The sequence below is a fragment of the Microbispora sp. CA-102843 genome, assembly GCF_050936215.1.
GTDB lineage: Bacteria > Actinomycetota > Actinomycetes > Streptosporangiales > Streptosporangiaceae > Microbispora.
Window position 1 is genome coordinate 6,792,245 of the sequence record NZ_JBNJNF010000001.1, and the last position, 24,548, is coordinate 6,816,792.

A 24,548-nucleotide genomic window follows, 5' to 3' on the forward strand; every position below is an offset into this window, starting at 1 on the left:
GTTTGTATCCTTCAGACCATGGCGAAAGACGCAGCGGCTCCGGGACGCCTCAAGCAACTCCGGATGGTCGCACAGATCATTCAGCAGGCGAACCCCAAGGGTATGCCGATCGTCTACGCGTCGGCTCTGGGCACGCTCGTCCTGTTCGTCGTCATCGGCGTGATCTTCGGCTGGACGTGGATCGTGTTCGGCGTCTTCGCCGCCGTACTGGTGGGGATGATCGTCTTCAGCCGCTTGGCGCAGAGGGCGCAGTACTCGATGCTCCACGGCCAGCCGGGGGCGACGTACGCGATCCTGCAGAGCCTGCGCGGCACCTGGTACGTCGAGGAGAAGCCGGTCGCGGTCAACCGCGACCAGGACCTCGTCTTCCGGGTCGTCGGATATCCGGGGGTCATCCTGGTCTCCGAGGGTCCGTCGAACCGGGTGCAGCGCATGCTCGTCGCGGAGAAGAAGCGCGTGCAGCGCGTCGCGGTCGACGTGCCCGTGTACGACGTCCAGTGCGGTGACGGGGAGGGCCAGGTCCCGCTGGCCAAGCTCCAGCGGCACATGATGAAGCTGCCCCGCAACCTGAAGAAGGGCGCGGTGTCCGAGGTCAACAACCGGATGCGCGCCCTCACCCCGGCCATCCCGATGCCGAAGGGCCCCATCCCCAAGGGCGCCCGGATGCCGCGCGGCCCCAAGATGCGCTGACCCGATCGGAAGACGACAGGGTGGGTGTCGGAAGGCGGCCGGTCTCCCGATCGGAGACCTCACGGGCCAACCGGGGATGGTGGGACGGCGCGGCCGACGAGTACCAGGCCGAGCACGGCGGCTTCCTGCGCGACGACGGCTTCGTGTGGTGCCCCGAGGGCCTGGACGAGGCCGGGGCCCGGCTGCTCGGCGACGTGGCGGGGCGCCGGATATTGGAGATCGGGTGCGGCGCCGGCCAGTGCGGCCGGTGGCTGCTGGGGCAGGGCGCGGCGGTCGCCGGCGTCGACCTGTCCTACCGGCAGTTGCAGCACTCTCGGCGCATCGACATGACCGGCGGGGTGAGGCTGCCCGTCGTCCAGGCCGACGCCGAGGCGCTGCCGTTCGCGGACGAGTCGTTCGACCTCGCGTGCTCGGCCTACGGGGCGCTGCCGTTCGTCGCCGACGCCGGGGCGGTGCTGGCCGAGGTGCGCCGGGTGCTGCGGCCGGGCGGCCGGTTCGTGTTCTCCGTCAGCCACCCCGTGCGGTGGGCCTTCCCCGACGATCCCGGCCCGCGCGGCCTGACCGCCGACCGGCCCTACTTCGACCGGTCGCCGTACGTCGAGTTCGGCGATGACGGCGAGCCGTCGTACGTGGAGCACCACCGGACGATGGGCGACTGGGTGGGCCTGATCGCCGCCTCCGGCCTCGCCCTGACCGGCCTGACCGAGCCGGAGTGGCCGCCGGGCCACGACCGCACCTGGGGAGGCTGGAGCCCGCTGCGGGGCCGCCTGCTCCCCGGTACGGCGATCTTCCAGTGCGTCAGGGCCATGTCGTAGGCCCCGGCGGGGGCGGCGTCAGGCGAAGTAACGCACCCAGACGTACACCCAGGCCATCGCGATGCTCAGCGCGGTGACGAGGACGCCGTACTTCGTGAACTGCCAGAAGCCGATGCGGTGGCCGGTCCGGGCGGCGATGCCGACGGCCACGACGTTGGCGCTCGCCGCCACCGCGGTGCCGTTGCCGCTGAAGTCGGCCCCCAGGGCGAAGGACCACCACAGCGCCTGCCCGGTTCGCGCGTCCGGGGCCTGGGCGACCATCTCCTCGACGACGGGCACCATCGTGGCGACGTAGGGGATGTTGTCGAAGAACGCGCCGAGCACGCCGGAACCGAACAGCAGCGCCGTGGCCGCGAGGAAGTGGTCGTCGCCGAGCGCGCCGACGGCCCAGCCGCCGATCGTCGCGATGACACCCGTGTTCACCAGCCCGGCGACCATGACGAACAGGCCCATGAAGAAGACCAGGGTGCTCCACTCGACCTCGCGCAGGACGTCCGTCACGTCGGCGCGGGACACCAGCAGCATCACCCCGGCACCCACCAGTGCGACGATCGACGGTTCCACATGCACGACGGCATGCAGGCAGAACCCGGCGACGACCCCGCCGAGCACGATCATGCACCGCACGAGCAGACGCGGGTCGGTGATCGCCCGCCGTTCCTGCAGCGCCATCACCGCGGCCACCCGCTCCGGCTGGTAGCGGAACGACTTGCGGAAGATCACCCGGGTGAGCAGCACGAACACCACGAAGATGACGACCACGATCGGTGCCAGATGGGCCAGGAAGTCGTTGAACGTCAGCCCGGCGCGGCTGCCGATGATGATGTTGGGCGGGTCGCCGATGAGCGTCGCCGCGCCGCCGATGTTGGACGCGAGGACCTCGGCGATCAGGTACGGCTGAGCCGGGATGCTAAGCCGGTCGCAGACGACCACGGTGACCGGCGCGACGAGCATGATCGTGGTGACGTTGTCGAGGAACGGCGAGGCGATCGCGGTGATGACCATCAGCATGACCATCAGCCGGTACGGCCGGCCCTTGGACTTCTTCGCCGCCCAGATGGCGAGGTAGTCGAAGACCCCCGTGTGCTTGACGACGCCGACGATGATCATCATGCCGAGCAGCAGGAAGACGACGTTCCAGTCGATGCCGGCGGTCTCGGAGAAGAACACCTCGTCGCCGGGGATCAGCCCCAGGACGGCCATCGCGCCCGCGGCGACGAGGACCACCTTGACCTTGTGCACCTTCTCCGACGCGATGAAGACGAAGGCCACCAGGAAGATCGTGAAGGAGACGACCGCGCTCACGTGTGGCGCCCCGGGGGTCCGGCGGTGAGCGCGTGGCGGCCGGAGTTCCGGGGCGGCGTCCCGGTGGGAGGGCGCCGCGAGGACGACGGCGTGGCGAAGCGGTGAATGACAAAACCTCCGGATCATGGACATGTCGCACGACGCGACGTGACAGACGCGACAGGGTCTGCGACCGAAAAGGGCGGGGGCGGCCCCCGCGGCTCACTCGTGGCGGTCAGTCAGCCGGCGGGAGAATCGCCAGACTGGTGAGCAGCCTCTCCAGCGTGATCGCCCCGGCCAGGGTGCCGTCGCGACCGACGACCGCGACGATGGGGCTGCGGAGCCGGGTCATGAGGGCGGCCACTTCGAGCAGGGTCGCGTCGAGAGGCGCCGTCACCGGCCTGGGCGGCTGGGACGGCAGGCAGTCCCCCACCGTTATGCCGGCCAGTTCCTGCCAGAAGCGGTCGGCGTGGGCCTCGTCGACCGCGCGGGCGAGTGCCGAATCCTCCTGATAGGCCCCGGGAACCACGAGACGCAGAACCTGGGTGCCGGGAAGCACCCATCCCGGCCGCCTCCTGTCGTCCACCACGATCAACCCGGGCATCCGGTTCAGCACCATGATCCGCACAGCCCTGGCGACGGGGTCGTGGACGGTCACCGTCGGCAGGTTCACAACGACATCGCGCGCTCGCATCAGGCCATCACATCGATCGGGGAGACGTACGGTTCTCGGCATGGTTCACCTGGCCGCTTCTGCGAACTCGGCGAAGCGGCGTTCGAGATGGGCGAGCCGATCGAGGACGGGCCTGCTGTGCAGGATGTCGGCGAGCTGGTCGGCCTCGCGCTGGTCCAGGTTGATCGCCTGCAGCAGCGTGTCGGGCTCCGCCGGGTTGTAGACGAGAAGCCGGCGACGGCCGGACTTCTCCACGAGCACGCCGAAGCGCTGGCCGTCGCGGGTGACGCACTGGTGCACCACGGTGGCGATGCCGGGCAGGGTGGCGCGGGTCACGTCCATCTCAGGTACCTCCGATCGGTGACAGGGCCGGGATCAGGGTCCGTTCCGCGCCGCTTCCGCGCGGGTCGCGTAGCCCTCGGCCCAGCGGACGAGGTCTGCCTTGAGCCGCACCTCTACGCGGTGGAAGTCGATGACGGTCACCTCGACTCCCCACTCACGGGTGCGGCGGCTGATCCTCGCCGACAGGTCGCGCAGGGCCTCCCCGGTCGGCTGAGCCAGCTCCGCCAGGTCGCGTTCCGCGACGTGGGCGCGAATCTCCGCCTCCGCGGCCGCGAGGGTGGCCGACTCCGACAGGCCGAGGTCCAGGGCATAGGAGGCCGGATCCCGCACGGACGCCAGCCCGGTGCCGTTCACGGTCACCGCGACGCCGTCCGCGGTGACGGCGTCGAGCCACAGCAGATCGAGAAAGGCCGGGCCCAGCGGGACGCGTACGGCGCGGTCGGCACCCGGCAGCACGGCGGCGAGACCGGGCTCCTTGACCGCGGCGAGGCGGCCGAATCGGAACACCACCAGTCGTTCTCCCTCCCTGACGACACGGAGCACGGCGGCGGCCGACACGACCAGCAGCGCGCCGGCCATGACGACCCACGCGGCGAGCGGCGGACCAAGGCCTGTCAGCGCCATCGCGTCTCCCCCTCCCGTCCGTCGTTGCCTCTGTTTCAGTCTTCGAGAGGGCGTGGGCCACCACCATCGGGTCCGGCACCCATATCGGGAGAGGTATGACATGTAGGAACGCGCACACGATGGGGGGCACCCCGCATGGACACCCGCGTACGAGGACGAGCAGGCTGTGAGCCGTGAACGAGCGCACCGACCCGCAAACCGGCCGGCCGCCGAGGACGCCGCGGTCGCGGCACCCGGCCCGGGCCCTGTTCTGGCGGCTGTTCGCGATCAACGGGCTGGTCTTCACCGTCGGGACGTTCGTGCTCGCGCTCTCCCCGGCCACGGTGTCCTCACCGGTCCTGCTCACCGAGATACCGGTCCTGACCGTGGGACTGGCCCTGATCATCACAGCCAACGCGCTGCTGATCCGCAAGAGCCTGGCCCCGCTCGGCGCGCTCACCACCCTCATGCGGCGGGTCGACCTGCTGAGAGCGGGCGACCGGCTCACCGACAGCGGCAACGGCGATCTCGCGCAAGTGATCGGTACGTTCAACGAGATGCTCGAACGGCTCGAAGCCGAGCGCAGCGCCAGCAGCGCGTACGCGCTGGCCGCGCAGGAGGGGGAACGGCGGCGGATCGCGCGCGAGCTGCACGACGAGATCGGCCAGAGCCTCACCGTGGCGCTGCTGGCGCTCAAGCGCGTCGTCGACCGGGCGCCCGAGGAGCTCCGGGAGGAGCTGTGCTCCGCCCAGGAGACGGTCCGTGGCAGCCTGGACGAGGTGCGGCAGGTCGCCAGACGACTGCGGCCCGGGGTCCTGGAGGACCTCGGGCTGCACAGCGCGCTGAGCGCGCTCAGCAGCGATTTCTCGCAGGCGAGCGGGATCCCGATCACCCGTGAGGTCGACACCGGCCTGCCCGCCCTCAGCGGAGAGGTCGAACTCGTCCTCTACCGGATCGCACAGGAGGGGCTGACGAACGTGGCCAGGCACTCGCACGCCCGCCATGTGGAGCTGTCGCTCACGCAGGATAAGGGACAGCTCACGCTGCGCATCGCCGACGACGGGCGCGGAGGCGTCCACAAGGAGGGAGCCGGGATCCGCGGGATGCGCGAGCGCGCCCTTCTCATCGGCGCCCGGCTGACCGTCGACTCACCGCCCGGCGGCGGCACGGACGTGCGTCTGGTCGTACCCCCACACGCGGTAAAGGAGAGCTGAGCCGTGGAGAGCCGTAGAACCCGCATCCTGCTCGCGGACGACCACGCGCTGGTCCGCCGCGGGCTGCGGCTGATCCTCGACGCGGAACCCGATCTCGTGGTGGTCGCGGAGGCCGCCGACGGCGCCGAGGCGGTCGAGGCCGCCCGCTCCGAGGAGATCGACCTCGCCATCCTGGACATCGCGATGCCCCGCATGACCGGAATCCAGGCGGCGCGCGAGATCTCACGACGCGCGCCCGGCATCCGCATACTGATCCTGTCGATGTACGACAACGAGCAGTACTTCTTCGAGGCGCTCAAGGCCGGCGCCTCGGGCTACGTGCTCAAGTCGGTCGCCGACCAGGACCTCCTGGAGGCCTGCCGGGCGGCGATGCGCGGGGAGCCCTTCCTCTACCCCGGCGCGGTCACCGCCCTCATCCGCGACTACCTCCGGCGTGACCGGCAGGGCGAGCGCATGCCGGACAGCATCCTGACGCCCCGGGAGGAGGAGATCGTCAAACTCATCGCCGAGGGCAACTCGGCCAAGGAGATCGCGGAGACGCTCTTCATCAGCGTGAAGACCGTGGACAGGCACCGCGCGAACATCCTGCAGAAGCTGGGCATGCGCGACCGGCTCGAACTGACTCGTTACGCCATCCGCGCCGGCCTCGTCGAGCCGTGACCGGCCACCCCCGCGGGGGTCAGAGGTTGACCACGACCGTGCCGCCCGCGCGGTCGTGCAGGCCGCGCCGGTCGCGGTCCCAGACGAGCGCGGGCACCGCGAGGCACAGCAGCAGCGTGCGCACCAGCACGCCGAGGAAGGGCGGCCGCCCGCCGTGGAGCCCGGCCACGCGGATGCCGAACAGGCGCATCCCCAGCGTCATGCCGATCGTGCCGACCAGCAGGACGTACTCCGCGGCGAAGATCCCGAGGCCGACCGCGCCGACGTCGTTGCCCTGGACGTGCAGCAGGCCGCCGGCGATGGCCCAGGTGCACAGCAGCCAGTCGACGACGACCGCGCCGATCCTGCGCCCCCACCCCGCGACCGCCCCGGGGCCCTGCTCGGGCAGGCCGAGGCGCTGCCCCGGATAGCCCAGGTCCACCCCGGCGGCCCGCGGGCCCCCGATCCAGGTCTGCGTCCAACGCGGCTGCCGGTCACTCATGGTTTCCCAGCGTATCGGGGAGGGCCACCGGTCTGGCGTCCGGCCGCGAAGGCGTACATCATGGGCAGGTTCATCGCATGAAATCCCGGTATCGTGAATCGTTTCCGACCTGAGCGCTTTGGAGGGAACCGTGCGGCCGGCGGACCCCGATGACATCGACGCGCGCTTCGAGGCGCTGGTCGCGCAGTTCGACCAAGACGAGATCCGGCGGATGACCGCGGCGGCCGAGTCGATCTCGTCGCCGCCGGGACGCCGGCGCCGCCCGGCCGTGCTGGTGGTGATCGCGGGCCTGGTCGTGCTCGTGGGGCTCGTCGTCGTGCTGCGGCCCGACGTCCTGGAGAGGCTCGGCATCGTGCGCCCGGCCTCCGGCGGCGAGGACCTGATGATCTCCGGCCCGGTGGTCGCCCGGCCCGGGCCAGTGCTGACGCCGATCCCCGACGGCGAGGAGGGCCTGTTCGACCACGGCCCCGTCCCGGCGCCCTCCGCCGGTCCGTTCGCCGGCACTCCCGCCGTCGATTACGCCGGCGGGGAGCAGGGGCTGACCATGCCCGCGGCGCGCGCGCTCGGCGGGCTCACGGAGAAGGAGGTCGATCAGGCCCTGCAGCGCGTACGGCGACTGCTGTCGGCCGCGCATCTCGATCCGGCCACGATGCGGGGCGAACGGCCGGAGGAGTTCATCCGCCTGCTGAATCCCCGGCAGCGCGAGGCGTTCCTGCGCCACCTGGACGACACCGGTCCATCCGGCACCCGGTCGTGGCTGTTCAGCCTCGCCCCGGGCGCGGCCGAGCCGGTCGGGGACGTCGTGAAGGTCTCCGGCGAGACGACGATCTCCGAAAGGGCCGGCGGAGGCGTCACGATCGAGACGGACTACCTGTTCGTCCATCCGGTCAGCCGCCCCGGCGCGCCCCTGATCGTGACGAGGGTCGTCGAGCACCACAGGAGCGAGTTCTCGGCGTACCGGGAGGACGGGAAGCTCGTCGTCCTGCTGGCCGCGGACAGGTCGGCCCTCTTCGGCGCGAATTGCGACCCGGACGACGGATTCGTTCATCCGCGATTCCCCGGCGACCCGCAGGGAGCGCGGCCCTCCGGCGATCCCGTCGACCCCTACAACCGCGCGTCCGGCGTTTCCGGCGGGCCGCGTTGCCCGGCCGCGTTGGGCACCTGACCTGCGAGAAGGTCGTACGATGGAGCCCGGGGAACGGCGGGCCGACGTTATCGCCGCGACCGCCCGGGTAGCGCTTTCCCTTAACACGCGCGAAACAATCGAGACATGGGGCGGAAACGGCATCGGCCTATTTTCGGGTTGCTGGCCCATGCCCCTGGGAGGTTCGAGAGTGTTCAACTCCGCCGATGACGTCCTCAAGTTCATCCGGGACGAGGGTGTGCAGTTCGTTGACGTCAGGTTCACGGACCTGCCGGGGACGACGCACCACTTCACCTTCCCGTCCGAGAACTTCGGCCCCAACGTCTTCACCGACGGCCTCATGTTCGACGGCTCGTCGATCCGCGGGTTCCAGGCCATCCACGAGTCGGACATGCTCCTGCTGCCCGACCCGTCCACGGCCGTGCTCGACCCGTTCCGTCAGCACAAGACGCTGAACATCAACTTCTTCGTGCACGACCCGCTGACCGGCGAGGCCTACAGCCGCGACCCGCGCAACGTCGCCCGCAAGGCCGAGGAGTACCTCAAGGGCACCGGCATCGCGGACACCGTGTACTTCGGCCCCGAGGCCGAGTTCTACATCTTCGACGACGTCCGCTTCGAGACTCGCGCCAACGCCGGCTACTACTACATCGACTCCATCGAGGGCGCCTGGAACACCGGCAAGGCCTCCGAGGGCGGCAACCTGGGCTACAAGCCCCGCTACAAGGGCGGCTACTTCCCGGTCCCGCCGATGGACCACTTCACCGACCTGCGCTCGGAGATGGTCCGCAAGCTCATCGAGGCCGGCATCGAGACCGAGATGCAGCACCACGAGGTGGGCACCGCCGGCCAGGCCGAGATCGACTTCAGGTTCGGCACGCTGCTCAAGACGGCCGACAAGCTGATGCTGTACAAGTACATCATCAAGAGCACGGCCATCCAGGCGGGCCGTACGGTCACGTTCATGCCCAAGCCGATCTTCGGTGACAACGGCTCCGGCATGCACTGCCACCAGTCCCTCTGGAAGGACGGCGAGCCGCTGTTCTACGACGAGGTCGGCTACGCCGGTCTGTCGGACATGGCGCGCTACTACATCGGCGGCCTGCTCAAGCACGCCCCGTCGCTGCTGGCCTTCACCAACCCGACGGTGAACTCCTACCACCGCCTGGTGCCCGGCTACGAGGCGCCGGTCAACCTGGTTTACTCGCAGCGCAACCGCTCGGCCTGCGTCCGCATCCCGATCACCGGGTCGAACCCCAAGGCCAAGCGCATCGAGTTCCGCGTGCCGGACCCGTCCTGCAACCCGTACTTCGCCTTCGCCGCCATGCTCATGGCCGGCATCGACGGCATCCGCAACAAGATCGAGCCGCCGGAGCCGGTCGACAAGGACCTGTACGAGCTGCCGCCGGAGGAGGCCCGCAACATCCCGCAGGTGCCGGGCTCGCTGGAGAAGGTGCTCGACGCGCTCGAGGCCGACCACGACTACCTGCTGGAGGGCGGCGTGTTCACGCCGGACCTCATCGAGACCTGGATCTCCTACAAGCGCGAGAACGAGGTCGACCCGATCCGTCTCCGCCCGCACCCGCACGAGTTCGAGCTCTACTACGACGTGTGATCCTCTGAGCTGATGACCTGGGCGGGAGGCCGTACGCCCCCGTTCAGGGCACATCCAGGGCACTCACGTCCGCAGGAAGGCCATCTACCGGCGCCGCACCGAAGGCACGGTCGATGGCCTTTCGCATGCGCTCCTCCCCCGAGGGCATCAGGTGCGTGTACGTCCGGAGCGTGAACCCGGGGTCACGGTGACCAAGGAACTCTGCGAGGCTGCGCACGTCGACGCCGTCCGCAAGGAGCACGCTCGCGAAGTGATGCCGTAGCGCGTGGAAACCGTCCTCCCGGCTTTCCGCCCACTGACGCGACGGCTCGCGCCGTGCAGAGCTCGGCGGGCGGGAACTGCGGTCTCTACGGCCCTCGGTGATTCAGTTGTGGACACGCGGACTACAGAAGTCGCTCGCGCCGAACTACGTCCGGACTGTCTTCGCCAACCTCTCAGCGGTCCTGACGGCGGCGGTGGACGACGGGCGTCCTGATCGCTCGCCCTCGCCATCGACCCAGGCAAGCCCAGCAGCCCGGCTGCCGCTTCGCGGTGGGACGATGGCAGACGAGAGATCAGGACAGGGTACGAGCATGCGGGGCCGCACGAGAGGCAACGGCAGACGAAAGACCAGGTGCATCCGAGGATGGCCCGCCTGATACTAGCGAAGCGTCTTCAGATGCGCGCTAATTTCCTCTCATGCTCCGACTTCTTCCCTCGGCTCTTTTACAGATCGCCGTATCACTCGTGGGCTTCTCGTTCATCTGGTTCATCGTGGCCAACCTCCCGCACCGTTCTGCAGATGAGCGCAGGTCCGGGATACGCATCTCGGTAATGATGTTCATAGTTGCGTGCCTGCTCTTCATAGTCCGCGCGATCACCGCGAGCGGCGAGGGCCCCTTTCGCTGATGGGGAAGCCCTGCGTGACCAACTGCGTGACAACGCCGACGGACGACCCCGGACACTGGTAGATGGCCGTGGACGACATCAGCAGATAGAGAGCGTTTAGGACCAGCTCGAACGGGTTTGGCGTTGCCTGATAAGGAAGCGAGGGCAACCCAGAGCGAGGGACATGAGCGCGAAGCGATGAGACGCCTCAATGGAAATGGGGCGTGGTCAATCGAGGCTTTGCCGCAGAAGGTGGAGGTCGTCGCCCCAAGCGTCCAGTACGGGGCCGTGGCCGGCCGTGCGTGCGAGCGGTTCCACATTGAGGAAGATCTGGCGAGCAGTCTGCGGGGCGGCGTGCGACAGGACGGCTTCCAACAGTGGCAGCAGCCGCTCGTGACGCCACACAGCCGGGCCGAGGGGATGGTTCCGCAGCTCCCAGGCGAGGTACTTGTTATAAGGGCGGACCCGGCGCTGGAGGGCGAAGATGAAGGTCAGCAGGGGAGGAATGCTTTCTGCAGCGTCCAGGCGGGCTTCAATGACGCGTTCGTCGCGGTGGTTCTTCAGCCAGCGGTAGGCGGCGTTGACGAAGGTGTCCAGACCATTGGCGGCCAACTCTTCGGCTTCTTGGACGGACAGCGTTGCCTTGCGCGAGACGAGTTCACTGATGAGACCGTCGGGGCGATCCTTCAGGACGCGAGCGTGCGTGAAGGAGTACCTGTTCCACTCCCAGCCCGACCCCTGCATCGCGTGCGTGCGGAATTCCTCCAGGGACATGACCGCGACGTCCAGTCGGGAGTCACGGCGCTCCTCGCCTGCGGCCTTGCTATCGGCGGCGATCAAGTAGATGTCATAGTCAGAACGGTGAGTCGCCATGCCCTGCCGTGCCTGTGATCCGCTGAGGACGGCGCCAATGATGGTGGAGTCAGCACTGATGCGGGCGAGGAGGGCAGCGAACTCCCCTTGCGCCGACGTGTCGGTCACTCAGACACCCCACCACGCCCCCGAACGCAGCCGCAACTGGTTCCTGTTGGGAGAGAAGAAGGAGCCGCCCTGCATAGTTTTCTGCCGACACCCGGAGCGCTGTACAGCAGCCAGACACAGCAACCCTGCCTGACAAAGCCAACCGTCACCAACCCTCAACTACCAAATGAACAGGGCGACGAGCCCTCTACGTCGTGACTGGCTCCCGTTTGCAAGCAGGCGGTCATGCGGATGCGCCAGCAGGCGCGGGCGGGTACCGGGAGGCTCCAGGGCACAGTCAGGGCACATGAACGCGAGAAGCAACGTGAAACGATGAAAACCGGCGAGCACTGAAAGGGCAGCTCAACGCGCGTGCGGAGCAGTCGCCGCAGGTCAGCCAGCAGGACGGATCAGATCTACGACGTGTGATCGGCGACCGCGCGGTGACGTGCATGTTCATCGCGCGGTTTCCGGCTGGTTCTGCCTCGGTTCCGTCCGAGCGGTGAGCACCGCGTCGAGCCTGAACGACCTTGACGTCAGCACCCGAGGAAATCAGGAGCGACGTGAGGTAGTGCCGCAAGTCGTGGAATCGGAAGCCCGTGGGAAGGTCCTGCACCTTGCCGCGGGCTTTCCGCATTGCGCGCTCAAGCTTCCAGGGACCTGCTCCCGCCGTTCGCGTTCGGGGATCCGGCCGACGCGATCGACGCGGGCGCCGACATGGCGGAGCCACCGCTGCGCCTGGCCGTCGGGCCGACGCGATCGACGGGATCCGGGCCGCGCTCGAATCCCGGCCGGCCGCGCTGGAGAAGTCAGCCCAGCGCGGCCGCCTTGCGCAGCAGCACCGAGCGTTCGCGCTGGTTGGCGCACAGCCGGGCCGCCAGCTCCAGCTCGGCGCGCGCCTCCGGTCGCCGGCCGAGCCGGGCCAGCAGCTCACCGCGTACGGTCGGAACCAAATGCGAACCGGGGAGCCGGTCCAAGGCGATCAGCTCGTCCACGATGGCAAGTGCCTGCGCCGGACCCGAGGCCATGGCCACGGCGACGGCCCGGTTGAGCTCGACCACCGGCGAGGGCGCGACCCGGCCGAGCGCCTCGTAGAGCACCACGATCCGGTCCCAGTCGGTCGCCTCGACCGAGGGCGCCGACGCGTGGGCGGCCGCGATCGCGGCCTGCAGGCCGTAGGGGCCGAGGCCGCGAGTCGATGCCTTGACCAGCGCGGCCAGCCCACGACGAATCGCCGAGAAGTCCCACCGCCGCCGGTCCTGGTCCTCGAGCAGGACCGGCGAACCGTCCGGGCCGGTCCGGGCCGGGAAACGCGCGGCCGTCAGCTCGCACAACGCCAGCAGGCCGTGCACCTCCGGCTCGTCCGGCTGCAGCGCGGCCAGCGTGCGGGCCAGCCGGATCGCCTCGTACGCGAGGTCGGGGCGCAGCAGCCGGTCGCCCGACGTGGCCGTCGACCCCTCGGTGAAGATCACGTAGAGGACGCTGAGCACGCCGCCCAGCCGCTCCCGGCGCTCGGCGGCCGGCGGCAGCTCGAACGGCACCCCGGCCGCCGCGATCGTCTTCTTGCCCCGGGTGATGCGGGCCTGCACGGTCGGCACGGGTACGAGGAACGCGCGGGCGATCTCCTCGCTGGACAGGCCGCCGACCACGCGCAGGGTCAGCGCCACCCGGGCCTCGGGGGAGAGCACCGGGTGGCAGCTGACGAACATCAGCGCCAGCACGTCGTCATCGATCTTGTCGGGATCGATTTCTTCGTCAACCGCCGAGTCGACCGCCAAGTCGGCCGCCAGCAGGGCGTATCGGTCCTGGAGGGCGGTCCGGCGGCGGATCGCGTCGATCGCCCGCCGCCGGGCCGTGGCCATCAGCCAGCCGGCCGGATTCGCCGGAGAGGCGAGCGGCCACGACACCAGCGCCTCGGCCACCGCCTCCTGGGCCGCGTCCTCGGCCAGTTCGAAATCGCCGGTGAACCGGGTCAGCGCGGCGACGATCCGCGCCGACTCGATCCGCCAGACGGCCTCGACATCGGCCGTACCCATCAGATCTGGCCGTTGCTCTCGCGCCCGGCCCAGTCCTTGGTGATCACTCGTCGACCTGCGGGACCTCGTCGCTCCCGGGCACCCGCCGGACCTCGATCTTGGACCCGGGGGCCGCCGGGACCCGCTTGGCCCACTCGACCGCCTCCTGTTTCGAGGCGACGTCGAGCAGGAAGAAGCCCCCGAACAGTTCCTTGGTCTCGCCGTACGGCCCGTCCGTGACCACCGGGGCCTCGCCGCTGAAGTCGACCACGACGCCCTGGCCCGGATCGTCCAGCCCTTCCGCCGCGAGGAGAACGCCGGCCTTGACCATCTCCTCGATGAACTGGCGGGTCGTGGCCATCATCTCGTCGATGTTGGCCATCATGGCCGCGTTCGACTCGTCGGTGCCCCGCATGATCAGCAGGTACTTCGGCATCGCGTTCTCCTCGTCCGGCGGGGCCGCCTCTCGGCCCTCGCACCCACACGTCGAACGAGCGGCCCGCGGATCGACACGGCCCCGGAGAAATCTCTCGCCGCGACGCAGCCGATCCCTCCGACCCGCGTTTCGCCCGTCAGAGTGGCCCCTGAGCGATGGCTGACGTGGACGCCCTGCTGATCAGAAAGCTTATCGTCGCATCTTCGGAAGGCGACGACGCTCACACAGATCGGGGGAAAAGCATTCGGGACGCGCGGCGGAGGCGCTGTGGGAACGGGGGCGCGGATCGGCGGATGGGACGGTCGCCGCGGGGCACGTGAATATAGTTCCTTTGTGACCACTACGGACGACATCCGGCGCTGGGCCACGGCACTGCCCGAGGTCGAAGAGGTCAATCACTTCCGGTTCCACGTTCCCGTCTTCAAGGTCCGGGGCCGGACCTTCCTCGGCATGGGCAGCGACGAGACGACGGCGGTGTTCTGCGTCGCCGAGCAGCAGGCGGCCGACGCCGCGCAAGCCGATCCGTCCGCCTACGAGGCCGTACGCCGCCCGGATGCGAGGAAGAGCTTCCTCGGGCTGCAGGTCGAGCTCGGCAGAGTTCCGGCGGAACGCGTCAGGAGTCTCGTGGAGGAGGCATGGCGTCAGCAGGCGCCGAAGCGACTGGTGGCCGAGTACAACCGGCATGAGCAGGCATGAGATCGCGAGAAGACGCGTGAGACGGCGGGACAGGGTTCCGGCCGCCGAGACCTGACACGTCAATGTCCACGGTTGAGGACCTCAGGCGGGGCCCGACATCGCGTGCTGGAACGCCCGGAACGCGACTACCGGCTGCACCTCGACGTCGAGGTACGGCCCTCCCCCATCGCGACGGGCTGTCCGCCCGGGCCACTCCTCAGCGATCTTGAGTGCGAAGACGCTCCAGGCATGATGGAGTCGTGCGGCGTGTGGTGATCCTAGGGCGCGGCGGCGCCGGGAAATCGGTCCTGGCCGAACGCCTCGGCGAGGCGACCGGTCTACCCGTGGTCGAGCTGGATGCGCTGTTCTGGCAGTCTGGGCTGGTCGCGATGGACGCGACCCGGTGGTCGGAATGTCAACGGCGGCTTGTCCGGCGTGACGCCTGGATTCTCGATGGTGACCTCGGTCTCTACGACAGCGGCCTGCGAATCCGCCTTCGGGCTGCCGACACCGTCATCGTGCTTGATTTCGCCTTCCTGCGATGCGCGTGGCGGACGATACGCCGGGGCCGCGAACGCGGCGACTACTGGCGCTGGGTCTGGGCCTATCGACGGCGCAGCCTCCCGGCGGTGATGCAAGCGATCAACGCGGCCGCTCCGCACGCCGAGGTCTACATGCTGCGCAGTCCCCGCATGGTCCGGCGCTTTATCGCACAGCTCCGGCGAACGGCCGCCTAGTACTCCAGCCGCGCTTCCGCTGCAGCAAGCGTGTGTCGGCGTACGGGTTCAAGTGCAGGGGTGAGTACGAGTAGACGTGCAGAGATGATCAGCGCGTCGGTCGCAGTGATGAATCTTTTGATCGTGACGCCTGGGGGTGCTGATCATTTCGACACAGCTCCGAGGTCCTCGTTCCGACGATGCGCCCGTTTACGACTGGGCGGCCGCGGTCGGCGGCCGGGACCCGAGATGGCGGGCGATGTCCACCTCCCACGACCGCAGGAAGTCCCGATAGCTCTCGGCGAACTCGTGCAGAGGCCCCTCGCCCTCTGGCGTGAGCGCGGTCAGTTCGTACGTGACCCGTACCGTGCTGCCGCCCTGCCTATCCGCGTCCACCTCGACGGTGACGGTCCCGGCCCGGGAGCCGGGCGTTACCCTGGCGTACGAGACGCTCCGTCCAGGCTCGCGCGCGACCACTACCCAGATGGTCGGCTCGTTGTGCGCGCCGGTCTCGAAGACCGTGCCGGGGGCGGAGTCATCGCTGGTCCTCACCGGGAAACGGGGCCGCCACCCGGCCACCCATAGCTCCTCGCCGCGCGGCGTGAACAGCGTGAACGCCGCCTCGGGCGGCAGCGCGACCGTCAGCCGTCCGGTGAGTGTGTACTGAGCGCCGCTCATCGCTCGGTCAGCCGGTGCGCGTCGGCGGATGTCAGCGCCAAGCCGTACACGGCCTTGAGTTGCTCGATCTTGGCCAGGGTTTCGGGCGTGAAAGGCACCTTGCCGTCGAAGGAGTGCAGCGCGATGCCCTCCACCAGGTCACCGAGTGAGATGTCCAGGTACTCCGCCAGTCCCTTGAGTACCTTGAGCACGTTCTTCTCGAGCCGCAGGCCCGTCTGAGTGCGTTCAACTGTTACCATGGTAACAATGTACAGCCGCGGCAGCGCCCACGCATCGCCTGCTGATCCGCAGAGCGCGATGATCACTCCGGGACCGCTGTCACTGATGGCGTGAATGCCGACCGCCGTTATCGCCGGCAACGGCAATCCCAGAATCGTGATTTTTGCCAGCCGGTTCGGCAGTGGCAGGAGCGCCCAAACGATCGCCGCGAGGGACATTCCCCACACCAGAAACATCGCCATGTCGCGTCCTCTACTCCGGATTCTTCCGAGGCCGCCGCCGGCCTGTCCTCACATGCTGCACATGCTCAGCGAAGCGCACCAGACGCGGAAACAGCAGAAGGCGTGCGTGCTGACGTTGGCGGGCCAGTTCGGCCTGCGCATTCTTCGCGGCTCCACTCGCACTTCTTTGAGTCGAGAAAGTACCGAAAACCTTCGGTCGCGGCCTTGACGACGACAGAGTCCTCAAGAGGCGACGTACACACGCTGCAGCCTTTCGAAGGTGATGCACGGTGTCAGCGTTGACGCCCTGCACGCCAAGGTCTATACGCTACGCGGTCCCCGCTTGGTGTGGCGTTTCATCGTGCAACTCCGACAGGCACTCGCATAGTTGGGCCGGCACTTTTGCCGGATGCCGCGATTAGGGATCCGAGTGGATGATGCGTTTATGGCTGACCAAAATCAGGGGTGCATAGCTTTCCGGACACTCGGGGTTGACGATGCCGTAATGTACGTGTCAACTTGTTGTCGGATATCTAAATCTCTTTTCAACCCTGTTCGGTCATCGCTCGGCTAAACCTCGCCTATCCAGCTCGGATACTCCGAGTATCAAACCGTCGACCTTGCGCTGAATTAAATCATGCCCGGATTTAACCGCCACCGCATAACCCACATCGAACACGTCGAACGGGAGTCGACCATGCCCCACTTCCTCAGGCACCGCCCACTGTTGTCGACGAGCGTCACTGTGCTTGCCATCGCAGCACTGGTCGCCGGCCTCCTGATGCTCGGTTCCAGTGCCGCGCCAGCGGCCGTCGCAGTGCATGCCCGCTACAGCCCGATCGGCACCACCGCGAACGGACCGTCCGGCCCGGCGACGGCGAAGTTCACCGCTGGACCGTATTCTGGTCCGAGTACCGCTGTCGTCCTGACGCCCACTTCCGTTTCCACTGAGAACGATTTTCAATGGGCGCAGCTCTCACTGCCGTCGGACAATACCTCGGTCAGCGAGGTCCAGGTCTGCTACTCCATCATCAGCACGGTCGTCGGCCGCACCTACATCAGCCAGACCCGGGTCACCGACATGACCACACCGAACTCGGCGCTGGTTCGGCTCGACGACGGCACGGACCGGACTGCGGTCGGACCGACGTGCTACACGGTGCCGGCGGCCTTCACGCCTACCGGCTCGATGTCGCTCGCGCTGAAGGTGGTCTTCGGCAGCACCAGTGACCGCATCCTCCTCGGCATGGTCGCCGTTAGCGGCCAGTCCGAGTAGCCTCGGCCCGAGGCGTACGCCCGGCCCTCGATGCGGCAACCGCCGCAACCGCGGTGCAGGACCGAACGGCCATAGTCACCGCCATCCAGCATTCCGATGCCGGTCATCGCCGTGTTTCAATGCGATGACCGGCATGGCGATTCCTACCGGTTCTGCTCGTGCTCCGATCACCGGCCCCGGCTGGTCTTGAAGCCGGTGAGATCGAGCGTCCGGAGCAGTTCGTCGATGACGCCGGGCCGCCAGGGTCGCGTCCCGGCGCCGGAGAGCCGCTGCCGGGGATCACCGGGCTGTTCTGTCAAGGGCGGGAGTCCTGCGCAGCAGGAGGGCGAGGGCGCCCGTGGCGGCGAGCAGGAGCACGGCGAGGGCGACCACGCCCGGCCATCCGGCGTCCGTCCAGGCGCGGCCCGCGAGGCTGCCGAAGACGGAGGAGCCGAGGTAGTAGGTGAACAGGTAGAGCGACGCGGCCTGACCCGTGGACACCCCGCCCGCGTACGCCCGGGCCGGGACCCATCCGCTGGCCACTCCGTGGACGGCGAAGAACCCCGCGGTGAGGAGCGCGAGTCCGAGAACCACGACCGGCAGCGAGGACGGCAGCGTGACCAGCGCGCCGACGACGGCCAGCAGACAGCCCAGAGGCGTCACGGTCCGGCGCCCGTAGCCGTCCGCCAGCCGGCCGAACACCGCGGAGCTGACGGAGCCGATGGGATAGACGAGGAACATCAGGCCGGCGACTCCCAGACCGAGATGGAACGGCGCGCCCGCGAGCCGGAAGCCCAGGGTGTTGAACACCGCGACCAGAGCCCCCATCGAGCAGCCGCCGATGCCGTACAGCGCGAGCAGTCCCCGGTCCGACACCGCGCGAAGGCTCCCGCGGAGCAGGGCACGTACGCCCGCCGGGGCCGGGGTGAAACGCCGGGAGGCCGGAAGCAGCACGCGTACGGTCAGGGCGCACAGGAGGCCGAGTACGGCGGCCGCGGCCAGGGCCCAGCGCCAGCCGGCGGCCTGGGCGACGGCGCCGGTGAGGAGGCGACCGGCCATCCCGCCCAGCGCCGTGCCGCCGACGTACAGACCGGCGGCGCGGGCGTGCGTGGACGGGTGCAGCTCCTCGCGCAGGTAGGCGGTGGCCACCGCGGGAAGCCCGGCCAGCGCGATTCCCTGGAGCGACCGCAGGACCATGAGCGCCGTCCAGCCGGGCGCCAGCGCGCACGCCGCCGCGACGACGGCGGACGCCGTCAGCGACAGATGGATCAGCCGGGTGCGTCCGACGACGTCGGACAGGGGTCCGGCCACCAGCAGTGCGACGCCGAGCCCGAGCGTGGTGAGCGAGACACTCAGCGTGCTCTCCGCGGTGGACACCCCGAACTGCGCGGCGAGCTCGGGCAGGATCGCCTGAGTGCTGTACAGCAGTGCGAAGGTCGCCACCCCGGCGGCGAACAGTGCGACGACGACACGCCGGTACCCGGTGGTCCCCGGCAGATGTCCTTCCACGGCAGCGGTCTCAAGAACAGCGGTCACTCGAATGACTGTGCGCTTCCTGCCGCTATGCGTCCAATGCGATGAACCGCCCGTTTCGATACGCGATGCGTATGATGGCGCACATGCTGCTCCGGGACCTGTCCTGGCTGGTCACCCTCGCCGACCACCAGCACGTGACCGACACCGCCGCCATCCTCCGCACCAGCCAGCCGACGCTCTCGCGCGCCCTCGCCCGCGTGGAGGCCGAGCTCGGCGCCCGGGTGTTCGAGCGCGCGCCGGACGGCGTCCACCTGACGCCCAACGGGAGAATCGTGGTGGCGGCCGCGCGGGACCTCACGGCACGCTACGAGCAACTGCTGGCCGACCTCCGGAGCCTGCTCGACCCGGACACCGGCGTGGTGCGTCTGGCCTTCCTCGACTCCATCGCCACCTCTCTCGTCCCGCGGCTGTTGCGCTCCTTCCACGAGCACGCTCCCCGGATGCGGATCCTGCTGCGCCAGGAACCCGCGCACGAGATCGTCCAGGACCTGCGCACCGGGGCCGCCGACCTCGCGATCACCTCCCCGCGCCCACCCGGAGACTTCGGCTGGCATCCCCTGCAGGAGGAGCGACTGGTGCTCGTCGTGCCGCCGACCCACCGGCTGCGTGACCGGGAGGAGGTGGAACTCCAGGAGTTGGCGGACGAGGAACTCGTCACCACTCCGGTCGGCTTCGGCTACCGCGCCCTGGTCGACGCGCTGCTGCGCGACGCCGGGGTGTCCCCGGCGGTCTCCTTCGAGAGCCAGGACCTCGCCACCATCGAGGGCCTGGTCGCGGCCGGGCTTGGCGTGGCCATCGTCCCGGAGCCCTTCACCGGCCAGTCCGGCACCATCGGGGTCAGGATCGCGGCGGAGGCCGCCCGCCGCACCATCGGCCTCACCTGGCGTACGGACCACGTCCCGGCCGCCCCCGCCACCCGCTTCCGGGACTTCGTCGTGACGCCCGCCCTACGATGATCCGATGCGCCAGGCCGACTCGGAGCCGTACTGGAACACGAACGTAGCCCGGCACCCGGGCATCCTCCGCGCCGTCCCCGAAGGGTGCGGTGACGCGCTGGACGTCGGTTGCGGGGACGGCCTGCTCGCGCGGAAGCTGACCGGCCGGGCCAAGCGCGTCACCGGCGTCGACAGATCTCCGGAGATGATCACGCGCGCCCGCGAGCTGTCCGCCGGTCAGCCGGAACTCACCTTCGTCGAGGGCGACTTCCTCACCGCCGCCCTGCCCGTCGAGGGGTACGACTTCATCTGCTCGGTGTCCACGATTCACCACATGGACTTCGAGGCGGCCCTCACCCGGATGCGCGAATCGCTGCGCCCCGGAGGCACGCTGGTGGTGGTCGGCCTGGCCCGCGAGGCGTCCCCCGCGGAGTGGGCGGCGACGATCGCGGCCGCCCCCGTCGTACGGATCACGAAGGTGCTGCGCCACGCGCGGGAGCCCGAGGGGATGCCGGTGGCCGAACCCCGGATGAGCTACGGGCAGGTGCGGGCCGCCGCGCGCCGCCTGCTGCCCGGCGTGCGCTACCGCCGGCACGTGCTCCGCCGGTACTCCCTGACCTGGACGAAGCCCGGCCGCTGAAGGCTGACCGAACGGTCTGGGGATTGTCCGGCTGGTCGGCGCAGCCGAGCGACTCTTCAAGCGGCCCGCCGTACGCCGTTACCTGGAGTACGTGTCAGGAACCCTGCTGATCGGGGTAGCCGTCCGCCTCGCTCTGACGACCAAGCCCTAGCGTACGTTCACCACGCCAATCGATGGGTCAACGGTGCAGAGCCCGGCGGTAGCGGACCTCGGTCAGCGGGAAGCCGTCCGACTCGTCCCGCTGTACGGCGCCGTCGGGGCCCCAGCCGCCGCGCTCGTAGAACCGCCGCGCGCGGGTGTTCCCGTCGACGACCCAGAGGGTGGCCTGCTCGTATCCAGCGGTGGCGAGGCTGTCCAGCGCGGCGGCCATGAGACGCCCACCGACCCCGGCACCCCATACCTCGGGCATCAGGTAGATCGCCGAGATCTCCGCCACCGAGGCGGGGTCGACGTCGTCGTCCCGCCCGGGGCCGAGCGCGGCGAACCCGACGACGGAGCCGTCCGCCTCCGCCACGAGGACCTCCGTACGCGGTCGGGAGGACTCCCCCAGCAGCCGCTTCCAGACAGGCAGGCGCATGGCCGGAGTGAGGCCGTCGAGATGAGCCTGGGGCATGAGCCCCGGGTAGGCGGCCTGCCACGACCGGACGTGGACGGCGGCGATCGCCTCCGCGTCCGTCGGTTCGGCGCGTCTGATGACCATGCACGCTCCGCTCCGCTTTCGGCTGCGTGCGACTCTTTATACATCTCACTGCCACGCGCGAGCCAGGCACTGGCCGGGCCCGACCTTCTTCGGCCCGGCCTACTCGATCAAGTTCGCCGGCTGGGGGTATCCGTCCTACTCCCGCTTCGTGGTCGCCACCCTTGAGCTCATCTGCGCGATCCTGCTCGCGCTGCCGGACAGACGCTACAAGTTCCTGGGGTCCGCGACGTCCCGGCCGCGGCCGGCGTTCCCCACGACGGCCACCAGGTCGCCCTCCCCGAGGACGGCGTCGATCCGGAACCACAGGTCCGACTGCGCGCCGCGGACCCGCTCGACCGCCTCCCGCACACCCTGCGGCCCGGCCACCTCCGGATGCGCGTGATCCACCCAGTCCGGGCTCAGGATCTCCTCGGCCGCCGAGGCGTCGCCGGTGTTCCACATCTCGAAATAGCGCGTCGCGAGCCGCCGGGAAGACCGCGACCGGTCGTCGTCCACGATGTTCATCTCACGTCCAAGGTGCGTACGGGTGACAGGGACAGCAGGAGCGGCCACAGCAGGGTCGCGCCGCCCAGGATGATCAGAGCGGGGCGCAGGCCGATCCAGGTGCCCAGGGCGCCGGCCAGGAGCGGCCCGAGCGGCAGCAGGCCCGCCTGCATGAAGCGGGTGAAGCCGTTCATCCGGCCGAGCATCCCGGGTGGGCACAGCAGCTGACGCGCGGTCTGGGCCGCGGTCATCTGGACCATCCCGGTGGCCGTCAGGAAGGTGAAGACCAGCCCGACCGTCCACTGGCCGGCCAGGCCGGGCGGCACGAGGGGGGTGACCAGCTCGAAGGGGGCCGACAGCAGGGCGCCCAGGACGATCACGCGGCCCATGCCGAGCCGCGCCGTCACCCGCCGGGCCACCATGCTGCCGGCGACCCCGCCGATGAGGCTCAGGCCGTAGACGAGCCCGGCCGCCCGGGCGCTCCAGCCCAGCTCCCGCACGACGTACAGCAGCCACATCGAGCTGATCCCGCGCAGCAGCACGGCGCTGACCGCCCCGGAGAGGGCGAGCACGCGCAGCACCGGCTGGGCGAGCACGAACCGCAGCCCCTCGGCGATCTCGCCGAGGAAGCGCCCGCGGTGCGGGGCGCGCTCGGGCTTCGGCTCCCGCAGGCGCATCGACGCCAGGGCCGCGGCGCTCACGGCGTACGAGAGGGCGTCCGCGGCGACCGCGCGGGCGGCGCCGACCAGGCCCACCAGGAAGCCTCCGACGCTAGGCCCGGCCATCTCGGCCAGGCCGCGCGCGGTGTTCATCTTGGCGTTGGCGTCGGTGAGCCGGTCTCCGCCGAGCAGCACCGGCGTCAGGCTGCCGGCCGCGGTGCCGAAGACCACGCCGAGCGCGCCGACGACCAGAGTGACCGCGTAGAGCTGGGCCATCGTGACCCGGCCCGCAACGGCGGCGATCGGCACCGACGCCATGGCCAGCGCGCATCCGGCGTCGCAGGCGATCATGAGCAGCCGCCTGCGGTGCCGGTCGGCCAGCACACCGGCCGGCAGCGAGACGAGCAGCGCCGGCAGCGTGCTCATGGCCCCCAGCACCGCCACCTCGAACGTGGTGGCGTGCAGCCCGGCGACCGCGACCATCGGCAGGGCGATCCAGCTGATCTGCGAGCCGAACAGGCTCACCGTGTGGCCGCTCCACAGCAGCATGAAGTCCCGATGCCACCACAGTGACCCGGCCCGCCCTCGCCCACGCACCCGGCTGACCGTACGCACGAAGATCCGGCCCCCGCAACCGGATACCGCGTCTCAGGATGGGGTGGAGCCGGAGGTCCGGGTGCGCAGGCCGCTCACGCGGCGCAGGATGTCCCACCAGAACGGCGCGCCGAACAACAGGGCGATCAGCGTGATGAGGAACCCCGGCCAGTGGCCCGGCGACGTGAGGCGCTGCCACCAGTCCCCGCCGTGCCAGGCCCACGCCGGGCCGTCGGCCGCGTCCATCGTGACGCTCACCGGGGCGTTCGTGAAGATCTTCACGAACGCCGGGGTGCTCAGCACGTCGGTGACGCACGCGTAGGGGTCCTGGCCCGGCTCGCACTGCTCGCGCAGCGGTTCCAGCGCCTGCGGGCCCGACTGGCCGAACGCGGACACCGCGCTGCGGTAGGCGTTGTCGCGCAGCAGCGTCTTGCCGTACTCCAGGGAGTCCATGCTGAACGCCAGCGTCACGACGAGGCCGAGCACCACGAGGACCCAGCGGACGTAGCGGCGGTAGAGCAGGCTGAGCCGCTCCATCTCGCCGTCGAACCAGTCCTCGACCCCGTGCCGGAACGCCTCGAGGTCGTGGCTCGCCCTGTCCCACACGGCCTTGAGGGGCCGGGAGAAGGGACTCTTGAGCGCGTCGAGGTCCCGCATGAGGGCCTCCACGCCGCCGTGCTCGGTGGCGATCTCCATGACGGCGACGGCGAAGCGCGCGGGCGGGATGTCGGCGATGCTCGTCCTTCCGCGCTTGGCGTGGTCGATCTCCTGCAGCCGTTCGTGGAGCAGCTCGGCCATCGACTTGCCCTGGCCGGGCGGCAGTACGCCGGCTCCCGCACCGTCCGCCGCCGGTTCCACCGTGAGGACGGCGGTCTCCTCGGGGTCGGCCTGCCCGGCGGGGTGCGCGGGGTCCGCGGTCTCCCCGGCCGCCGCCTGCTCGGCCGTCGTCTGCACAGCCGTCGTCTGCACGGCCGTCATCTGCTCGGCGGCCACGGAGCCGGCGGCGGCGGCGAGCGGCGGGCTCGCCACCGGCGGCGGCTGGCGGCTGAACGCGGGCCGCGGGTCCCGGCCGAACGGCAGCCGCGCGAACACCCCCAGCACGCTGGCCGGCAGGCGCGAGCGGCCCTCCTCCTGCGACGCCGCCTGCGTCAGCGGCGTCCGCGCCCTGCGCCCGAACCTCTTGAGCGCGTCCAGGATCCGGTCGAGCCGGGAGGTCCCGTCCGCCGTCTCCGCTCCGTCGAGGGTGTCGCGCAGGTAGGCCCACAGGAATTTGCTGCGGATTCCGAGCAGCCTGACGATGCCCTCGTTGATTCCGCTGACGACAAGCGACAGCAGCAGGAAGGCCAGGATCAGCCCGATGGCCAGATCGGCGTAATACGAGATCAAAGAGATCACCCGCACCCGTTGATACACGTTACGGGCTGCGATGGCAACGCTC

Annotated in this window: 27 protein-coding genes and 1 pseudogene; 11 read left to right on the forward strand and 17 right to left on the reverse strand. The window is 69.7% G+C overall.

Annotation, left to right across the window (positions count from 1 at the left end; all coding sequences use genetic code 11):
* Positions 1–18 precede the first annotated feature (18 nt).
* Both ACQEVJ_RS31485 and ACQEVJ_RS31490 read left to right on the forward strand, forming a co-directional pair.
* A complete protein-coding gene (locus ACQEVJ_RS31485; RefSeq protein WP_433107332.1) occupies positions 19–690 on the forward strand; it encodes a DUF4191 domain-containing protein in 672 nt (223 codons plus the stop codon).
* 20 nt (positions 691–710) lie between these two features.
* Positions 711–1,505: a class I SAM-dependent methyltransferase gene (locus ACQEVJ_RS31490; protein ID WP_433107334.1), complete on the forward strand. Its 795-nt coding sequence runs from the start codon at positions 711–713 to the stop codon at positions 1,503–1,505.
* Between the two features lie 18 nt (positions 1,506–1,523).
* Here the strand turns inward: ACQEVJ_RS31490 and ACQEVJ_RS31495 are convergent, their stop codons facing one another.
* The 4 genes from ACQEVJ_RS31495 to ACQEVJ_RS31510 form a co-directional block, all read right to left on the reverse strand.
* Positions 1,524–2,810: an SLC13 family permease gene (locus tag ACQEVJ_RS31495; RefSeq protein WP_433107336.1), complete on the reverse strand. Its 1,287-nt coding sequence runs from the start codon at positions 2,808–2,810 to the stop codon at positions 1,524–1,526.
* A gap of 214 nt (positions 2,811–3,024) precedes the next feature.
* Positions 3,025–3,483, reverse strand: a complete 459-nt coding sequence (locus ACQEVJ_RS31500; protein ID WP_433107338.1) for a CBS domain-containing protein — start codon at positions 3,481–3,483, stop codon at positions 3,025–3,027.
* Positions 3,484–3,528: 45 nt separating this feature from the next.
* Positions 3,529–3,804, reverse strand: a complete 276-nt coding sequence (locus ACQEVJ_RS31505) for a hypothetical protein (protein ID WP_433107340.1) — start codon at positions 3,802–3,804, stop codon at positions 3,529–3,531.
* A 33-nt stretch (positions 3,805–3,837) separates the two neighbouring features.
* Positions 3,838–4,428 carry an SPFH domain-containing protein gene (locus ACQEVJ_RS31510; RefSeq protein WP_433107342.1) on the reverse strand — a complete coding sequence of 197 codons (591 nt, stop codon included), beginning with the start codon at positions 4,426–4,428 and terminating at the stop codon, positions 3,838–3,840.
* Between the two features lie 173 nt (positions 4,429–4,601).
* On the opposite strand from ACQEVJ_RS31510, the gene ACQEVJ_RS31515 reads away from it, so the two are divergent.
* Positions 4,602–5,621 carry a HAMP domain-containing sensor histidine kinase gene (locus ACQEVJ_RS31515; RefSeq protein WP_433107344.1) on the forward strand — a complete coding sequence of 340 codons (1,020 nt, stop codon included), beginning with the start codon at positions 4,602–4,604 and terminating at the stop codon, positions 5,619–5,621.
* A gap of 3 nt (positions 5,622–5,624) precedes the next feature.
* On the forward strand, positions 5,625–6,281 hold the full coding sequence (locus ACQEVJ_RS31520) for a response regulator (protein WP_433107346.1): 657 nt from the start codon (positions 5,625–5,627) through the stop codon (positions 6,279–6,281).
* 19 nt (positions 6,282–6,300) lie between these two features.
* On the opposite strand, the gene ACQEVJ_RS31525 is transcribed toward ACQEVJ_RS31520, so the two are convergent.
* Positions 6,301–6,762 carry an RDD family protein gene (locus tag ACQEVJ_RS31525; RefSeq protein ID WP_433107348.1) on the reverse strand — a complete coding sequence of 154 codons (462 nt, stop codon included), beginning with the start codon at positions 6,760–6,762 and terminating at the stop codon, positions 6,301–6,303.
* Between the two features lie 130 nt (positions 6,763–6,892).
* Between ACQEVJ_RS31525 and ACQEVJ_RS31530 the strand changes: the two genes are divergently transcribed.
* Positions 6,893–7,927, forward strand: a complete 1,035-nt coding sequence (locus ACQEVJ_RS31530) for a hypothetical protein (RefSeq protein WP_433107350.1) — start codon at positions 6,893–6,895, stop codon at positions 7,925–7,927.
* A 169-nt stretch (positions 7,928–8,096) separates the two neighbouring features.
* Entirely contained in the window at positions 8,097–9,521 is a 1,425-nt protein-coding gene (gene glnA / locus ACQEVJ_RS31535; protein ID WP_433107352.1) for a type I glutamate--ammonia ligase, read from the forward strand.
* Positions 9,522–9,564: 43 nt separating this feature from the next.
* Here the strand turns inward: glnA and ACQEVJ_RS31540 are convergent, their stop codons facing one another.
* The 4 genes and pseudogenes from ACQEVJ_RS31540 to ACQEVJ_RS31555 all read right to left on the reverse strand — a co-directional run bounded on the left by ACQEVJ_RS31540 (position 9,565) and on the right by ACQEVJ_RS31555 (position 13,799).
* Positions 9,565–9,885 carry a tyrosine-type recombinase/integrase gene (locus ACQEVJ_RS31540; RefSeq protein ID WP_433113077.1) on the reverse strand — a complete coding sequence of 107 codons (321 nt, stop codon included), beginning with the start codon at positions 9,883–9,885 and terminating at the stop codon, positions 9,565–9,567.
* A 731-nt stretch (positions 9,886–10,616) separates the two neighbouring features.
* The gene (locus tag ACQEVJ_RS31545) at positions 10,617–11,369 is read right to left on the reverse strand and encodes a hypothetical protein (protein ID WP_433107354.1); all 753 of its coding nucleotides are present in this window, start codon (positions 11,367–11,369) and stop codon (positions 10,617–10,619) included.
* Positions 11,370–12,157: 788 nt separating this feature from the next.
* Positions 12,158–13,384, reverse strand: a complete 1,227-nt coding sequence (locus ACQEVJ_RS31550) for an RNA polymerase sigma factor (protein WP_433107356.1) — start codon at positions 13,382–13,384, stop codon at positions 12,158–12,160.
* Positions 13,384–13,799, reverse strand: a pseudogene (locus ACQEVJ_RS31555) (YciI family protein). Before ACQEVJ_RS31555 ends, ACQEVJ_RS31550 begins: the two are co-directional and overlap by 1 nt.
* 333 nt (positions 13,800–14,132) lie before the next feature.
* Between ACQEVJ_RS31555 and ACQEVJ_RS31560 the strand changes: the two are divergent.
* Together ACQEVJ_RS31560 and ACQEVJ_RS31565 are read left to right on the forward strand one after the other, a co-directional pair.
* Positions 14,133–14,495 carry an MmcQ/YjbR family DNA-binding protein gene (locus ACQEVJ_RS31560; protein WP_433107358.1) on the forward strand — a complete coding sequence of 121 codons (363 nt, stop codon included), beginning with the start codon at positions 14,133–14,135 and terminating at the stop codon, positions 14,493–14,495.
* A gap of 239 nt (positions 14,496–14,734) precedes the next feature.
* On the forward strand, positions 14,735–15,211 hold the full coding sequence (locus tag ACQEVJ_RS31565) for a hypothetical protein (RefSeq protein ID WP_433107360.1): 477 nt from the start codon (positions 14,735–14,737) through the stop codon (positions 15,209–15,211).
* Between the two features lie 189 nt (positions 15,212–15,400).
* On the opposite strand, the gene ACQEVJ_RS31570 is transcribed toward ACQEVJ_RS31565, so the two are convergent.
* Together ACQEVJ_RS31570 and ACQEVJ_RS31575 are read right to left on the reverse strand one after the other, a co-directional pair.
* Positions 15,401–15,868, reverse strand: coding sequence for an SRPBCC family protein (locus ACQEVJ_RS31570; protein ID WP_433107362.1), 468 nt, complete (start codon positions 15,866–15,868; stop codon positions 15,401–15,403).
* Positions 15,865–16,329 (reverse strand): hypothetical protein, encoded by a 465-nt coding sequence (locus tag ACQEVJ_RS31575; RefSeq protein WP_433107363.1) that lies wholly within the window; start codon positions 16,327–16,329, stop codon positions 15,865–15,867. The genes ACQEVJ_RS31570 and ACQEVJ_RS31575 overlap by 4 nt, the downstream gene beginning before the upstream one ends.
* A gap of 676 nt (positions 16,330–17,005) precedes the next feature.
* On the opposite strand from ACQEVJ_RS31575, the gene ACQEVJ_RS31580 reads away from it, so the two are divergent.
* Complete coding sequence (locus ACQEVJ_RS31580; RefSeq protein WP_433107365.1) at positions 17,006–17,584, forward strand: hypothetical protein; 579 nt, start codon at positions 17,006–17,008, stop codon at positions 17,582–17,584.
* A 167-nt stretch (positions 17,585–17,751) separates the two neighbouring features.
* Here the strand turns inward: ACQEVJ_RS31580 and ACQEVJ_RS31585 are convergent, their stop codons facing one another.
* Positions 17,752–17,883: a hypothetical protein gene (locus ACQEVJ_RS31585; RefSeq protein ID WP_433107367.1), complete on the reverse strand. Its 132-nt coding sequence runs from the start codon at positions 17,881–17,883 to the stop codon at positions 17,752–17,754.
* The gene (locus tag ACQEVJ_RS31590; RefSeq protein WP_433107369.1) at positions 17,864–19,099 is read right to left on the reverse strand and encodes an MFS transporter; all 1,236 of its coding nucleotides are present in this window, start codon (positions 19,097–19,099) and stop codon (positions 17,864–17,866) included. The genes ACQEVJ_RS31585 and ACQEVJ_RS31590 overlap by 20 nt, the downstream gene beginning before the upstream one ends.
* Positions 19,100–19,182: 83 nt before the next feature.
* On the opposite strand from ACQEVJ_RS31590, the gene ACQEVJ_RS31595 reads away from it, so the two are divergent.
* Both ACQEVJ_RS31595 and ACQEVJ_RS31600 read left to right on the forward strand, forming a co-directional pair.
* Entirely contained in the window at positions 19,183–20,055 is an 873-nt protein-coding gene (locus ACQEVJ_RS31595; protein ID WP_433107371.1) for a LysR family transcriptional regulator, read from the forward strand.
* A 4-nt stretch (positions 20,056–20,059) separates the two neighbouring features.
* Positions 20,060–20,674 (forward strand): class I SAM-dependent methyltransferase, encoded by a 615-nt coding sequence (locus ACQEVJ_RS31600; protein ID WP_433107373.1) that lies wholly within the window; start codon positions 20,060–20,062, stop codon positions 20,672–20,674.
* A gap of 178 nt (positions 20,675–20,852) precedes the next feature.
* Here ACQEVJ_RS31600 and ACQEVJ_RS31605 read toward each other — a convergent pair whose 3' ends face one another.
* The 4 genes from ACQEVJ_RS31605 to ACQEVJ_RS31620 all read right to left on the reverse strand — a co-directional run bounded on the left by ACQEVJ_RS31605 (position 20,853) and on the right by ACQEVJ_RS31620 (position 24,505).
* A complete protein-coding gene (locus ACQEVJ_RS31605) occupies positions 20,853–21,374 on the reverse strand; it encodes an N-acetyltransferase family protein (RefSeq protein WP_433107375.1) in 522 nt (173 codons plus the stop codon).
* Between the two features lie 204 nt (positions 21,375–21,578).
* Positions 21,579–21,878 carry a nuclear transport factor 2 family protein gene (locus ACQEVJ_RS31610; RefSeq protein WP_433107377.1) on the reverse strand — a complete coding sequence of 100 codons (300 nt, stop codon included), beginning with the start codon at positions 21,876–21,878 and terminating at the stop codon, positions 21,579–21,581.
* Entirely contained in the window at positions 21,875–23,113 is a 1,239-nt protein-coding gene (locus ACQEVJ_RS31615) for an MFS transporter (RefSeq protein ID WP_433107379.1), read from the reverse strand. The genes ACQEVJ_RS31610 and ACQEVJ_RS31615 overlap by 4 nt, the downstream gene beginning before the upstream one ends.
* A 51-nt stretch (positions 23,114–23,164) precedes the next feature.
* A complete protein-coding gene (locus tag ACQEVJ_RS31620) occupies positions 23,165–24,505 on the reverse strand; it encodes a hypothetical protein (protein WP_433107381.1) in 1,341 nt (446 codons plus the stop codon).
* Between the last annotated feature and the right edge of the window lie 43 nt (positions 24,506–24,548).